This window comes from Nonomuraea sp. NPDC049421 (assembly GCF_040677005.1).
In the GTDB taxonomy this organism is placed as follows: domain Bacteria; phylum Actinomycetota; class Actinomycetes; order Streptosporangiales; family Streptosporangiaceae; genus Nonomuraea; species Nonomuraea salmonea.
Window position 1 is genome coordinate 21,940 of the sequence record NZ_JBFAQA010000020.1, and the last position, 13,321, is coordinate 35,260.

Consider the following 13,321-nt stretch of genomic DNA (forward strand, 5'->3'; position numbering starts at 1 on the left):
GCACTTGAAAACAATCTTCCACATGAACGACTTGTTAGAAAATTTCTTCCTAAATCTCCTTGACCTGGGCCGTTGACACTGGGAAAGCTGTGGCGGGAGTGCCGAAAGGTGAAAGGACCGCTCCCCCCATGGTCACCCTCCGCCCCTTCCAGCCAGGCGACGAGACCCCCCTGGTCGAAGCCTGGAACCACAGCATGCCCGCCGACCCGACCACGGCCGGCTGGTTCAGGGACTGCGTGCTGCTCGACCCCAACTTCGACCCCGAGGGCCTGCGCGTGGCCGTGGACGGGGACGACGTGGTGGGCTGCGCGTACGCCGTCCGCCGCCTGATCCCGTTAGCGCCCGGCACCGGCCTGGAGCCGGACGTCGGCTGGATCCCGTTCTTCTTCGTCGTCCCCGAGCACCGCGGCGGTGGCCTCGGCCGGCGGCTGCTGCAGGAGGCGGTCGCGTTCCTGGAGGGCCACGGCCGCACGAAGGTGGAGTTCTCCTCCTACACCCCCAACTACGTGCTGCCGGGCGCGGACGCCGAGCTGTACCCCGCCGGGTTCCGGCTGCTCGGCGAGCTGGGCTTCCAGACGCTCTACTCGCCGGTCGCCATGGACCGCACGCTCGTCGGCTACCAGACCCCGCCCGACGTGCACGACCTGCGCCGGCAGCGCGAGCGCGAGGGCTACGTCTTCCGCAGCCCCGAGACCGGCGAGCTGCCCGAGCTGATCAGGTTCGCCGCCGACGCCTTCAACCCCGACTGGGGCGAGGCGATCAGGCAGCACCGCGACCCCGCACGCATCGTGATCGCAAGGAAAGATCACATCGTGGGCTTCGCCCTGTACGCCGCCTACCGCGGCATCCCCGAGCGGTTCGGCCCCTTCGGCGTCGACCCCGGCCTGCGCGGCACCGGTCTCGGCAAGATCCTCCTCCACCTGACCATGACCAGGATGCGCGCGGAAGGGCTGCACTCGTCCTGGTTCCTGTGGACCGGCGCGACCAGCCCGGCAGGCCACCTCTACACCAAGGCCGGCTACGAGATCACCAGAAAGTTCCACGTGATGAGGCGATCCGCATGACACACGTACTCGCCATCGGGGCCCACGCGGGCGACATGGACCTGACCGCGGGCGCGGTGCTCGCCCAGCACGTGCTGCGCGGCGACCGCGCGACGCTGCTGCACCTGACGCTCGGCGAGCGCGGCCACCCCCGCATGACGGTTCCCGACTACGCCGAGCAGAAGCGCGAGGAGGCCGAGACGTTCGCCGAGAGGATCGGCGCCGGCGTGCGCTTCCTCGACTACGAGGACGGCCTGCTGCCCGAGGACGACGAGACCAAGATGCGCGTCGGCGACCTGATCAGGGAGCTGAAGCCGGACGTCATCCTCACGCACTGGAGCGCGTCGATCCACAAGGACCACGCCCGCACCCACCGCATCGTCGAGGACGCCCGCTTCTACGGCGGCCTGAAGACGCTGGAGCGCGAGCACGAGGCCTACTGGGCGAACGAGCTCTACTACGCCGACAACTGGGAGGACGCCGACGGCTTCGCGCCCGACACGTTCGTCGACCTGAGCGAGGAGGCGTACGAGATCTGGTCGCAGGCCATCACCGGCTACGCCTATGCCAGGGGCGAGACCTATGGCTTCCCGTACGTCGACTACTACCGCGCGCTGACCATCGTGCGCGGCGCGCCGGCCGGGTTCGAGCGGGCCCAGGCGTTCGCCGCGCCGAAGGGCTCGCGTCAGCTGCGCACGAAGTACTTCGGCAAGGGGGCGTAGGCATGAGACGACCGGTGATGAGGCCAGTGAGCAGGACACTGGCGATGGCGGCCGCGCTCGCGCTGGCCCTGGCGGGCTGCTCCGGCGGCGGTGGCGGGGGTGGCGGCACGGCCAAGAGCGGGGGCGCGCCGCCGCTGGTGATCCACGCCGTGGACGCGGGCACGTTCCAGGAGGACTTCAACCCGTACCACCTCGAAGGCGTGAACTTCGGGACCAGCGGGATGATCCACGAGACCCTCATGTACTTCAACAAGCTCAAGCCGGGCGAGATCACGCCCTGGCTGGCGCTGGAGCACGAGTGGTCGAAGAAGGGCAAGGCGGTCACGTTCACGCTGCGGCAGGGCGTGAAGTGGTCCGACGGGCAGCCGTTCACCGCCGACGACGTGGCGTTCACCTTCGACATGCTGAAGAAGCACGCCTCGCTCAACAGGAGCGCGCTGGACATCGCCGGCACCGAGGTGCTCGCGCCCGACAAGGTGCGCATCGACTTCGGCGCCACCTCCTACGCCAAGCTGTACGACATCGCCGGCAACTCGCCCATCGTGCCCAAGCACATCTGGGAGAAGGAGAACGACCCGGCCACCTTCACCAACCCCAAGCCGGTCGGCACCGGGCCCTACACGCTGTCGAAGTTCTCCTCCCAGCTGTACGAGCTGGTCAAGAACCCGTCCTACTGGCAGCCCGGCAAGCCCGAGGTGCCGGTGCTGCGCTTCCCCGCCTACACCGCCAACGCCCTGCAGACCGCGCTGCAGCAGGGCGAGGTCGACTGGGCGGGCGCGTTCGTGCCCGACATCGACAAGATCTACGTGCAGGGCAAGCCGGAGCAGAACAAGTACTTCTTCCCGCCCGAGGGCCTGGTCACGCTGCTGCCCAACCTCACCCACCCGGTGCTGGGCAAGCCCGAGGTGCGCCAGGCCATCAGCCTCGCCATCGACCGGGACAAGATCGTCAAGGTGGCCGAGCGGGGCTACACCACGGTCGCCCACCCGACCGGCGTGACGATGCCGGGCGGCGAGGCGTACGTGCCGGAGGAGTACCGCGACGCCGCCTTCAAGGTGGACATCGCCAAGGCCAAGGAACTGCTCAAGGGCATCGACCCGGCGCAGCTGAAGTTCCAGCTGCTGGTGCCGTCGCCGTACACCGACTGGGTGAACGCCGCGCAGCTCATCCGCGAGGACCTCGCCAAGATCGGCATCACCGTCGAGACCAGGGGAGTGGCCTTCCAGGACTGGGTCTCCAAGGTCGGCAAGGGCGACTACGACCTGTCGATCAGGGGCACCCAGGCCGGGCCCACCCCGTACTTCCAGCTCCGCACGCTGCTCTACGGCAAGCTGGCCACGCCCGTCGGCGAGCCGGCCACCGGCAACTACGAGCGCTGGAAGGACGAGACGACCGACAAGCTCATCGCCGAGTACGCCGCCACCGAGGACCTCGCCGAGCAGCAGGCCGCCACCCAGGGCCTGGGCAAGATCATGGTGGAGAAGCTGCCCGCGCTGCCGCTGTTCTACAGCCCGTCCTGGGCGCAGTACCGCACGAACAAGTACGTCGGCTGGCCGTCCGAGCAGGACCCGTACGCGATGCCGTCGCCCTACACCTCGCCCGACGCGGCCGTGGTGCTGCTGAGACTGAAGCCGGCCGGCACGTGAGGTTCCTGGCCAGGCGGCTCGGCTTCTACCTCCTGACGGCCTGGGCCGCCATCACGCTCAACTTCCTGATCCCCCGGCTCATGCCGGGGGATCCGGTCGAGCTCCTGGTCGCCCGCATGAAGGGGAACGTGGAGCCGGCCGCCATCGACGCGATGCGCAAGGCGTTCGGCATCAGCGACGCCGGCCTGTGGCAGCAGTACGTGGACTACCTGGTCAACCTCGCCCACGGCGAGCTGGGCCGGTCGATCACGTTCTTTCCCACCGAGGTCTCCACGGTCATCGCCGACAGCCTGCCCTGGACGATCGGCCTCGTCGGCGTCGCCACGCTGATCAGCTACCTCATCGGCACCGCGCTCGGCGTGATCATGGCGTGGAAGCGCGGCACCTGGCTCGACGGGGTGCTGCCGGCCGCCACGTTCATGCACGCGGTGCCGTACTTCTGGGTCGCGCTGGCGCTGGTGTTCGTCTTCGGCGTGACGCTGCAGTGGTTCCCGGTCAGCCGCGCGTACGGGCTGGAGGTGACGCCCGGCTGGGACGGTGAGTTCATCCAGAGCGTGCTCTACCACGCCGCGCTGCCAGCGATCACCATCGTGATCGCCTCCATGGCCGACCGCATCCTCGGCATGCGCAACGTCATGGTGACCACGCTCGGCGAGGACTACGTGGTGATGGCCGAGGCCAAGGGCCTGACCTCGCGCCGGGTCATGTGGGCCTACGCCGCCCGCAACGCGATCCTGCCCAACATCACCAGCTTCGCCCTGTCGCTCGGCTTCGTGGTGGGCGGCTCGGTGCTGACCGAGATCGTCTTCTCCTACCCCGGCATCGGCTCGATGCTGCTCAAGGGCGTGGAGAACGAGGACTTCCCGCTCATGCAGGGCATCTTCCTCGTCATCTCGCTGGCCGTGCTCGTCGCGAACTTCCTGGCCGACCTGGCGTACGTGGTGCTCGACCCCCGGACCAGGCAGGAGTCGGAATGAAGATCAAGATCGGGGCCGGGATCCTCGTCTTCTTCGCGCTGGTGGCCGTGTTCGGGCCGCTGCTCATCGGCGCCGATCCCGCCGCCACCAGCGACGCCGGGCTGCAGGGCCCGTCGGCCGAGCACTGGCTCGGCACCACCCAGACCGGGCAGGACATCCTCGTCCAGCTCGTCTACGGCGCCCGTGTCTCGCTCGGCGTCGGCGTGCTGTCGGCGCTCATCGCGACCGTGCTCGCCGTCGCGGTCGGCCTGGTCGGCGGGTACGTCGGCGGCGCCGTGGACGAGGCGCTGTCCGTGCTCACCAACATCTTCCTCGTGCTGCCCGCGCTCCCGCTCATCATCGTGCTGGCCGGCTACCTGCCGCAGCGCGGCGTCGCCTCGGTCGCCGTGGTGATCGCGGTGACCGGCTGGGCCTGGGGCGCGCGCGTCCTGCGCGCCCAGACCCTGTCGGTACGCCGCCGCGACTTCGTCCAGGCCGCCAGGGCGAGCGGCGAAGGGCCGCTTCGGATCGTCTTCTTCGAGATCCTGCCGGTCCTGCTGCCCGTCATCGCCACCAGCTTCCTGGCCACCGTGGTCGCCGCGATCCTGGCCGAGGCCGGGCTGTCGTTCCTGGGCCTGGCCGACCTGTCCACCGTGAGCTGGGGCAGCATGCTGTACTTCGCGCAGAACGGGCAGGCGCTGCTCATCGGGGCCTGGTGGTGGTTCATTCCGCCCGGCCTGTGCATCGCGCTCATCGGCACCGGCCTCGCCCTGGTGAACTTCGGCATCGACGAGATCGCCAACCCGCGGCTGCGCACGATCAAGGTCCCCAGGAAGGCACGCGCATGAACGTCCTGGAAGTCCGCGACCTCGGCGTGGACTACCTGTCCGGCACCGGAGCCGTGCACGCGGTGTCGGGCGTCTCGCTCGACCTGCGCCGCGGCGAGATCCTCGGCCTGGCGGGCGAGAGCGGCAGCGGCAAGTCCACGCTGGCCAACGCGGTGGCGCGGCTGCTGCGCCCGCCCGCCACCATCACCTCCGGGTCGGTCGTCTACCACCGCAAGGACGGCACCGCCGTGGACGTGCTCGCCCTCGGCAGGAACGAGCTGCGCGCCTTCCGCTGGAAGGAGCTGGCCGTCGTCTTCCAGAGCGCCATGAACTCCCTCAACCCGGTCAGCACCGTGGGCGCCCAGATCGACGACGTGCTGCGCATCCACGCGCCCCGCATGTCCCGTTCCGACCGCACCGAGCGGGCCGTGGAGCTGCTGCAACGCGTCGGCATCAGCGCCGACCGCCGCCGCTCCTACCCGCACGAGCTGTCCGGCGGCATGCGCCAGCGCGCCGCCATCGCCATCGCGCTCGCGCTCAACCCCGAGATCATCATCATGGACGAGCCGACGACCGCGCTCGACGTGGTCGTGCAGCGCGACATCCTCGCCGAGATCAAGGCATTGCGCGAGGAGTACGGCTTCGCGGTCGTCTTCATCACCCACGACCTGTCGCTGCTCATGGAGATCTCCGACAGGATCGCCATCATGTACGCGGGCCGGGTCGTGGAGACCGGCACGGCCAAGGCGCTGCACCGGTCGCCGCGTCATCCGTACACGCTGGGCCTGCTGCGCTCCTTCCCGCGCCTGCGCGGGCCGCGCGAGGAGCTGCTCGGCATCCCCGGCACCCCGCCCGACCTGCGCACCCCGCCGCCCGGCTGCGCCTTCCACCCCCGGTGCGGCAAGGCGTTCGAGGAGTGCTCGCAGACCCTTCCCGTGCTTCGTGCCGGGACGGACGGCGAGGTCGCGTGCCTGCTCAACGACGGGAGGGGCCTGTCATGAACACCGACATGAACGTCCTGGAAGGACGCAACCTCACCAAGCACTTCACCGCCGCCCGCGGCCCGCGCGGCCGCTTCGGCAAACGCCCGCCGGTGCGGGCCGTCGAGGACGTCTCGATCGCGCTGCGCGCCGGCTCGGTGACGGCGCTGGTCGGGGAGAGCGGCTGCGGCAAGAGCACGGTCGCGCGGCTGCTCGCCCAGGTCTACCCGGCCACGTCCGGCGAGGTGCTGCTGCGCGGCGAGCCGGTACGCGCCCACCGCGGGGCCGCGTTCAAGGAGTACCGGCGCCAGGTCCAGCTCATCTTCCAGGACCCCTTCGCCTCCCTGAACCCCTTCCACCGCGTCCGCTACCACCTGGCCAGGCCGCTGCGCCTGCACGGCCACGCCCGCACCGACGCCGAGGAGCGCGAGCAGGTCGCCGAGCTGCTCGAACGCGTCAGCCTCACGCCGGTCGAGCAGTTCATGGACAAGATGCCGCACGAGCTGTCCGGCGGGCAGCGGCAGCGGGTGGCGATCGCGCGGGCGCTCGCCGTCCGTCCCGTCGCGCTCATCGCCGACGAGCCCGTGTCCATGCTGGACGTCTCCATCAGGCTCGGCGTCCTGCGGCTGCTGGAGGGGCTGGCCAGGGACAACGATCTCGCGCTGCTCTACATCACGCACGACATCGCCAGCGCCCGCTACTTCGCCGAGGACATCACGGTCATGTACGCGGGGCGGCTCATCGAGAGCGGGCCCAGCGAGGAGCTGACGCAGTCGCCGCGGCACCCGTACACGCAGCTGCTGCTGGAGTCGGCCCCCGACCCCGACCGGATGGCGGCCCCCGAGGGGAAGCGGCACGGCGAGCCGCCCAGCCTCATCGACCCGCCGACCGGCTGCCGGTTCCACCCGCGCTGTCCGGTCGCGCTGCCGGTCTGCACGACCGAGGTGCCGGGACGTACGGAGCTGGGCGACGGCCACTGGACCCACTGCTGGCAGGCCGAAGCGACGGTCACCACACCGTGAACGGCAGGGCGGCGTAGACGCGGGCGGCGTCGGCGAGCTCGCCGACGCCGATCCGCTCGTCCGTCTGGTGCATCAAGGAGACGTCGCCGGGCCCGAAGATCACCGTCGGGACGCCGGTCGGCGGCTGCAACACCGACGCGTCGGTGAAGTAGGCGGCGCCGCCGACCTCGGGCCGGCGCCCCAGCACCTCATCCGCCGCCCCCTGCACGGCTCCGACCAGCGGATCATCAGCTGGTGTGGAGATCGGGGAACGGTCATAGGTCACCTCGACCGTGGCACGGAACGCCGGGTCACGCCGCGCGGCCTCATCCAGCACGGCCTGAAAGCGCGCCGCCAGCTCCCTGGCGTGTTGCCCCGGCACCGTACGGATGTCGAAATCCACCGCGCAGGCGTCGGGCACCACGTTCGGCGCGCTACCCCCACTGATCACGGTCGGCGTGGACGTGGCCCCGGTGAGCAACGGATGCGGCGGCCCCGACACATCGACCGCCGCCAGCTCAGGCAGCACCTGCGCCATGTTCAGTATCGCGTTCACCCCGAGATCGGGACGCGACGCGTGCGCCCCCGTCCCGCGAACGACCACCCGCAACCGCACACACCCCTTGTGCGCGACCACCACCCGCATCCCGGTGGGCTCACCGACCACCATCCACCCGGCCCCGGTCATGCCCCCGGACGCCAGCAGCCGTCGCGCCCCCGCACAGTCGACCTCCTCACCGACCAGGGCATGCAGCACCACATCACCCGGCAGCCGGCGACCGGACCGCTTGATGGCGACCATCGCGCAGAGCATCGCCGCCAGCCCGCCCTTCATGTCCACGGCCCCGCGCCCCCACAACATCCCGTCCGCGATCTCCGCACCGAACGGATCCCGCGCCCAGGCAGCCGACCCGACCGTCACGGTGTCGAGGTGCCCGCAGTAGACGAAAGCCCGCGAATCCTCCCCGGCCCCCGCCAACCGGATGGTCACGTTGGTCCGGTCGGGCGCCACCTCATCCGCCCGCACCTCCAGCCCCGCCGCTCCGGCCACCTCGACCAGCACCCGGGCGACCCGAGCCTCGTCACCGGGCGGATTACACGAGTCAACCCGCACCAACCGCTGCGCGAGCCCCACGACCTCATCGGCGTCGACGATCACAGCCGCGATCCTACGCTCCGCCCAGCCGGCAGGGCCCCGCTCGCTCGCCTCCCCTCCCTGACAAGAGGACGGTCATCGGCTTCCTCCCACCCCTGACAGGAGGACCCCAGCTTGGTAGAACAGGCAAATGCCGACAAGACGGCACCCCTCACCCTGACAAGGAGCAGCCCGTGACCGACGACTCCCCGCTCAGCCGGATCGACACCAGCCGACCCAGCCAGGCCAGGGCGTGGAACTACTGGTTAGGCGGCAAGCACTACTACCCGGCCGACAAAGAGCTGGCCGACATGCTCGAGAAGCACTATCCCGGCATGCAGGAGATCGCGGTGCACACCCGGGCGTTCCTGCGGCGCGCGGTCCGGCACCTGGCCGAGGAGGAGGGCATCCGCCAGTTCCTCGACATCGGCACCGGCCTGCCCACCGAGGACAACACCCACGAGGTGGCCCAGCGCGTCGACCCGGCCGGACGCATCGTCTACGTCGACAACGACCCCGTCGTCCTGCTGCACGCCCGCGCCCTGCTGACCAGCCACCCCGACGGCAGCTGCGACTACCTGGAGGCCGACGTCCGCGACCCCGACGACATCCTCACCCGCGCGGCCCGCACCCTGGACTTCACCCGCCCGACCGCGGTGATGCTGCTCGGCGTCCTCGGCACGGTACGCGACGACGACGACGCCTACGCGCTCATCCAGCGCTACATGGACGTGCTGCCCTCCGGCAGCTACCTGATGATCGAGGACGGCACCAAGACGGTCAACCCGGAAGCGGCGGCCGAGGCCGAGCAGTTGCGCGACGACGGCCACGTCTACAGCTACGAGCTGCGCACACCCGAGCGCATCGAACGCTTCTTCGCCGGTCTGCACCTGATCGAGCCCGGCGTGGTGTCGGTATCACAGTGGCGTTCGGAGGGGGAGCCGGTCAGCGGCCCGCCCGAGCCAGTGGACGCGTACTGCGGCGTGGCCCGCAAACCTTAGCCGGTGGACGCCGCCGGCGCCGCCCGCCCGTCATCCTCGATCGCCGCTCAGCCCGTCCTCGCGGCGGCGAGCTCCCGGAGCAAGCCCGCGGTCTGCTCGGGCGGCAGCGCCGCCAGGCCAAGTTCGTCCATCAGGGCGTGGTAGGGCAGCACGTCGGCGCTCTTGGTCAGGTATTGGGCCGTGGTGAGCTGCTCGATGTAGACGACGTCGGGCAGCTGCTGCTGCGGGAAGCGCAGGATCGTCACCGGGCCGAGCCCACCGGCGCAGTCGCTGGAGGCGAACGGCAGCACCTGGATGGTGACGTGCGGCAACTCGCTCATCTTCGCCAGGTGCTCCCACTGGGCGCGCATGATCGCCTCGCCGGCGACGCGTCGGTGCAGCGCGGCCTCGTCCAGCACCACCCAGAGCCGCGCGGGATCGTCCCTGGTCAGGAGGCGCCGGCGGCGCATCCGCAGCGCCACCCGCTGCTCGACGCGGTAGCTCCCGGCGTTCTTCGCGCCCTGGGTGATGACCGCCCGCGCGTAGTCCTCGGTCTGCAGCAGGCCGGGCACCAGCTGCACCTCGTAGGCGCGGATGAGGCAGGCGTCCTGCTCCAGCCCCAGGAAGGGCTCGAACCAGTCGGGGATCGCCTCGCGGTACTCCTGCCACCAGCTCGGGGCGTTGGCCTGCTCGACCAGGGCGAGCAGGCTGGCCCGGGCGCCGTCGTCGGTGACGCCGTACAGGGTCAGCAGATCGGCCACGTCACGCGCCTTGAACCCGGTGCGCCCGGCCTCCATGCGGCTGATCTTCGAGTTGGACCCCCGGAGGAGGAACGCGGCCTCCTCGCGGCTGATCCCCTGTGCCTCCCGCAGCCGCCGCAGCTGGGCCCCGATCAGGGCCCGCAGGGTCGTCGGTGCGGACCAGAGCCCGCTGCCGTCAGAGACGTCGTTCAGGTCGCTCATGTCAGCAGCAGGCATCCATGCTCCTCGGTTCCGGGACCCTCGCCGCACTCCATCCTGGCACGAACCAACGCGCGCGAGCCCGCTGATTCTCGCGAGAAGATCGGCCGCGTCGTCCGCCTGATCAGGTGATGTCGCGGCGAAGCGTGACGAGCCGGGCGATCACCACGATGACCGCCACATACCCGGCGAACACCACCGCCCCGCCCCACGCGGGCAGTAACGTCGCCGTCTCGATCGGCAGCGAGCCCACGGCCCTGGCGGCCCCCGTCGGAAGCCAGGGATAGACGCCAGGGGCCAGCCAGCCCAGGAAGTAGTCGCCGTAGGTGAAGATGAGGGCGGCCAGGAAGACCGCCGCGACCTGGCTCCTGACCAGGACGGCCAGGGCCACCCCGAACACCGCGTACCCGGCCGTCGCGAGCACCCCGCCCACGAGCGCGGGCGGCACGTCCGCGCTCCACACCGGCAGTCCCTTGACCGCCAGCAGCGCCACTCCCGCCACGACCGTCGCCGCCGCCGATGCGAGCGCCACCAACAGGCCGATGAAACCGTACGCGGCCAGCTTCGCCGTCACCACCGGCCCCCGCCGCGGTGTGACGAGGAAGGACCAGGCGATGGCCTTATGCCGGAACTCGCCGGACATGCCCAGGATGCCGAGAATCAGGGTGAAGACGTACGCCTGCTGCGCCATCGCGTACACGCCGACCGGCGCCGGCGCCCCGTCCGGCGGCGCCAGCATGACGATGAGCACCGCCCACGCCACGCAGAAGAAGGGCGCGATCGCGGCGAGGATCCACGTGACGCGATTGGCGCCGGCCTTGACCAATTCCGCACGGACAAGCCGGGCCATCGGCCCACCTCCGGTCAGAGCTGGGCGGGCCATGGTGCCTGAGCGGGTCATCCGGCCACCTCCAGGTAGAGCTCCTCCAGGCTCGCCGCCTCCGGCATCGGACCGCTCCACCGCAGCCGGCCGGCCGCGATGATCAGCACGTGGTCGGCGATCTGCTCGACCTCGGCCAGCACGTGCGTGGAGACCAGCACGCCGTGACCGTCCATCGCGTACGCGCGCAGGAACCCGCGCAACCAGCGCATGCCGGCCGGGTCGAGCCCGTTGGCCGGCTCGTCCAAAATCAGCAGCCCCGGGTCGCCCAGCAGCGCGGTCGCCAGCGCGAGCCGCTGCCGCATGCCCAGCGAGAACCCCCGCACCCTCCTGCCCCCGGCACCGTCGAGGCCGGTGAGGCCGAGCACCTCACCGACCCGCGCCTCGTCGATCCCGGCCGCGATCGCCAAGGCCCGCAGATGCGCCTCGGCGGTGAGGCCGGGATGGAAGGCGGTGGCTTCCAGCACCGCACCGACCTGCCGCAACGGCTGCTCCAGCGCGCGGTACGGCCGCCCGGCGACCGTCACGCGCCCGGCGTCCGGGGTGACCAGGCCGAGGATCATCCGCAGCGTGGTCGTCTTGCCTGCCCCGTTGGGGCCGAGAAAGGCGGTGATGGCTCCGGGAGGCGTACTGAAGGAAAGGTCATCGACGGCCACGACCTTCCCGAACGACTTCCTCACGTGCTCGACACTGATCGTTGTCACACGTTCAGCTTGGGGAACGGGCCGGCCCGCCGCATGAGAGCACGGGTGGAACCCGCTTCAACCCGTGGGTTGATGACCCGAGCCCGGCGCCCGGCTACCGTGACCTCGTGGCCACGCCCAGCCCCCCAGCCCCCCGCAACACCCCAGGCCCGGCACCCGCCGACGCCTCCGCCAGTCCGGCACTTGGCGACGTCCCCGCTTGTCCAGAGTCCGTGGGTAATGCCGGTTCGGTGCCCGGCGATGCCGTTCGTTCGGCGTCCGAGGAGGTGGCCGGTTCGGTGCCCGGCGATGCCGCTCGTTCGGTGTCCGGCGGTGGTGCTCGTCCCGTGTTCGACGATGCCGCCAGCCGCCCGGCGGTTCGCGTCCTCTCCGTGTTGCGTGCGGTCCTTCCTGGGCGGCCACTGACGCGTGTCCTTGCCGTGCTGCTCGTGCTCTACCTCGCCTACGGGCCGGTCAGCATCGTCGTCACGCGTTCCACCGTGGCTGCCGCCCTGCTCGTGCTGCCGGTGGCGGTCGGTGCGCTCGGTGCCTGCCTGTGGGCGCTGGCCGGAGGTGACCAGCGGCGCAACGCCTGGCTGCTGCTGGTCACCATCGCCGGCGCGTTCGCCATGAACCTGATCGAGCCCTACACCGGCATCGCCCTGTGCTTCGTCACCATTTTCACCGCCGCGTTCCGCACCCGGCCGCGCGCTGCGATGGCGCTGACCACGCTGGTGCTCGTCGGCATGCCGCTCACCACGTACGTGATGGTCCGGGAAGCGGGCACGGCCTGGGGTCTGGCGGCGGGGAGCGCCTACAGTGCGGTGTTCGCGTTCCTGCTCGCCAGCCAGATCGCCACGAAGCGGCAGGCCGCCGAGGTGGCCGAGGCGCGGGCGCGCGAGGCGGTGCTGTCGGAGCGGGCCCGGCTGGCCCGCGAGGTGCACGACATCCTGGCCCACGCCCAATCGGCGCAGATCGTGCACCTGGAGAGCGTACGCATGCTGCTGAAACAGGGCGGCGACCGGGTCACCGCGCTCGACCGCGTCGACAAGGCCGTCGGGCTCGCGCGGGCGAGCCTGGAGGAGACCCGCAGAGCGCTCGACACGCTCCGCGGCGACGACCTGCCGCTGCGGGAGCGGCTCGAACGGCTGGCGGCGGAGTTCCGCGCCGCCACGGGGAGGGAGTGCGCGGTGTCGATCGACGACGGCGCGTTGGCGGCGGGCGCGGAGGCACGGCTGGCCATCGCCCGTACGGCGCAGGAGGCGCTGACGAACATCCGCAAGCACGCCCCCGGGGCCACGGCCGAGCTGCTGTTACGCCGCGTGGACCGCTGGAACGAGCTGGAGGTGCGCGACCACGGCGGCCACCCCGCCCCGCCCGCGACGCCCGGCGGCGGCTACGGCCTCATCGGCATGCGCGAACGCGCGGCGCTCATCGGCGGCACGTTAGAGACGTGCGCCGACGCGGACGGCTTCACCGTGCTGCTGCGGGTGCCGGGATGAGGGCGGT

The 13,321-nt window shown here is 70.9% G+C and carries 13 protein-coding genes; 9 read left to right on the top strand and 4 right to left on the bottom strand.

The genetic code is table 11. The features are described from left to right. Positions 1 to 128 precede the first annotated feature (128 nt). The 7 genes from AB0K18_RS30010 to AB0K18_RS30040 are packed head-to-tail and all read left to right on the top strand — an operon-like array spanning position 129 to position 7,196. Positions 129 to 1,064: a GNAT family N-acetyltransferase gene (locus AB0K18_RS30010; RefSeq protein ID WP_364920732.1), complete on the top strand. Its 936-nt coding sequence runs from the start codon at positions 129 to 131 to the stop codon at positions 1,062 to 1,064. Beyond that, the gene (locus AB0K18_RS30015; RefSeq protein ID WP_364920734.1) at positions 1,061 to 1,765 is read left to right on the top strand and encodes a PIG-L family deacetylase; all 705 of its coding nucleotides are present in this window, start codon (positions 1,061 to 1,063) and stop codon (positions 1,763 to 1,765) included. The genes AB0K18_RS30010 and AB0K18_RS30015 overlap by 4 nt, the downstream gene beginning before the upstream one ends. Before the next feature lie 26 nt (positions 1,766 to 1,791). Further along, on the top strand, positions 1,792 to 3,411 hold the full coding sequence (locus tag AB0K18_RS30020) for an ABC transporter substrate-binding protein (RefSeq protein WP_364920737.1): 1,620 nt from the start codon (positions 1,792 to 1,794) through the stop codon (positions 3,409 to 3,411). Continuing rightward, a complete protein-coding gene (locus AB0K18_RS30025) occupies positions 3,408 to 4,388 on the top strand; it encodes an ABC transporter permease (RefSeq protein WP_345404909.1) in 981 nt (326 codons plus the stop codon). The genes AB0K18_RS30020 and AB0K18_RS30025 overlap by 4 nt, the downstream gene beginning before the upstream one ends. Beyond that, positions 4,385 to 5,215 (top strand): ABC transporter permease, encoded by an 831-nt coding sequence (locus AB0K18_RS30030; protein ID WP_364563380.1) that lies wholly within the window; start codon positions 4,385 to 4,387, stop codon positions 5,213 to 5,215. The genes AB0K18_RS30025 and AB0K18_RS30030 overlap by 4 nt, the downstream gene beginning before the upstream one ends. Then, the gene (locus tag AB0K18_RS30035) at positions 5,212 to 6,195 is read left to right on the top strand and encodes an ABC transporter ATP-binding protein (protein WP_364920739.1); all 984 of its coding nucleotides are present in this window, start codon (positions 5,212 to 5,214) and stop codon (positions 6,193 to 6,195) included. The genes AB0K18_RS30030 and AB0K18_RS30035 overlap by 4 nt, the downstream gene beginning before the upstream one ends. Beyond that, the gene (locus AB0K18_RS30040) at positions 6,192 to 7,196 is read left to right on the top strand and encodes an ABC transporter ATP-binding protein (RefSeq protein ID WP_364920746.1); all 1,005 of its coding nucleotides are present in this window, start codon (positions 6,192 to 6,194) and stop codon (positions 7,194 to 7,196) included. Before AB0K18_RS30035 ends, AB0K18_RS30040 begins: the two co-directional genes overlap by 4 nt. On the opposite strand, the gene AB0K18_RS30045 is transcribed toward AB0K18_RS30040, so the two are convergent. Next, positions 7,183 to 8,334: a M20 family metallopeptidase gene (locus AB0K18_RS30045; protein WP_364920749.1), complete on the bottom strand. Its 1,152-nt coding sequence runs from the start codon at positions 8,332 to 8,334 to the stop codon at positions 7,183 to 7,185. The two genes, AB0K18_RS30040 and AB0K18_RS30045, sit on opposite strands and share 14 nt — an antisense overlap. Positions 8,335 to 8,504: 170 nt before the next feature. On the opposite strand from AB0K18_RS30045, the gene AB0K18_RS30050 reads away from it, so the two are divergent. Beyond that, positions 8,505 to 9,311, top strand: a complete 807-nt coding sequence (locus AB0K18_RS30050; protein ID WP_364920752.1) for an SAM-dependent methyltransferase — start codon at positions 8,505 to 8,507, stop codon at positions 9,309 to 9,311. 47 nt (positions 9,312 to 9,358) lie between these two features. Here the strand turns inward: AB0K18_RS30050 and AB0K18_RS30055 are convergent, their stop codons facing one another. From AB0K18_RS30055 to AB0K18_RS30065, 3 genes are all read right to left on the bottom strand, one after another. Next, positions 9,359 to 10,267, bottom strand: a complete 909-nt coding sequence (locus AB0K18_RS30055) for a helix-turn-helix transcriptional regulator (RefSeq protein ID WP_364920755.1) — start codon at positions 10,265 to 10,267, stop codon at positions 9,359 to 9,361. 106 nt (positions 10,268 to 10,373) lie between these two features. After that, a complete protein-coding gene (locus tag AB0K18_RS30060; RefSeq protein ID WP_364920758.1) occupies positions 10,374 to 11,099 on the bottom strand; it encodes a hypothetical protein in 726 nt (241 codons plus the stop codon). A gap of 47 nt (positions 11,100 to 11,146) precedes the next feature. Beyond that, positions 11,147 to 11,833 carry an ATP-binding cassette domain-containing protein gene (locus AB0K18_RS30065; RefSeq protein WP_364920760.1) on the bottom strand — a complete coding sequence of 229 codons (687 nt, stop codon included), beginning with the start codon at positions 11,831 to 11,833 and terminating at the stop codon, positions 11,147 to 11,149. Positions 11,834 to 12,252: 419 nt separating this feature from the next. On the opposite strand from AB0K18_RS30065, the gene AB0K18_RS30070 reads away from it, so the two are divergent. Further along, on the top strand, positions 12,253 to 13,314 hold the full coding sequence (locus AB0K18_RS30070) for a histidine kinase (RefSeq protein ID WP_364920763.1): 1,062 nt from the start codon (positions 12,253 to 12,255) through the stop codon (positions 13,312 to 13,314). Positions 13,315 to 13,321: the final 7 nt, after the last annotated feature.

What these genes read in the sequence shown, in the direction of transcription:
- AB0K18_RS30015 (WP_364920734.1), top strand. Translation starts at nt 1,061, where the DNA reads ATGACACACGTACTCGCCATCGGGGCCCACGCGGGCGACATGGACCTG.
- AB0K18_RS30030 (WP_364563380.1), top strand. Translation starts at nt 4,385, where the DNA reads ATGAAGATCAAGATCGGGGCCGGGATCCTCGTCTTCTTCGCGCTGGTG.
- AB0K18_RS30035 (WP_364920739.1), top strand. Translation starts at nt 5,212, where the DNA reads ATGAACGTCCTGGAAGTCCGCGACCTCGGCGTGGACTACCTGTCCGGC.
- AB0K18_RS30010 (WP_364920732.1), top strand. Translation starts at nt 129, where the DNA reads ATGGTCACCCTCCGCCCCTTCCAGCCAGGCGACGAGACCCCCCTGGTC.
- AB0K18_RS30040 (WP_364920746.1), top strand. Translation starts at nt 6,192, where the DNA reads ATGAACACCGACATGAACGTCCTGGAAGGACGCAACCTCACCAAGCAC.
- AB0K18_RS30055 (WP_364920755.1), bottom strand. Translation starts at nt 10,267, where the DNA reads ATGCCTGCTGCTGACATGAGCGACCTGAACGACGTCTCTGACGGCAGC.
- AB0K18_RS30060 (WP_364920758.1), bottom strand. Translation starts at nt 11,099, where the DNA reads ATGGCCCGGCTTGTCCGTGCGGAATTGGTCAAGGCCGGCGCCAATCGC.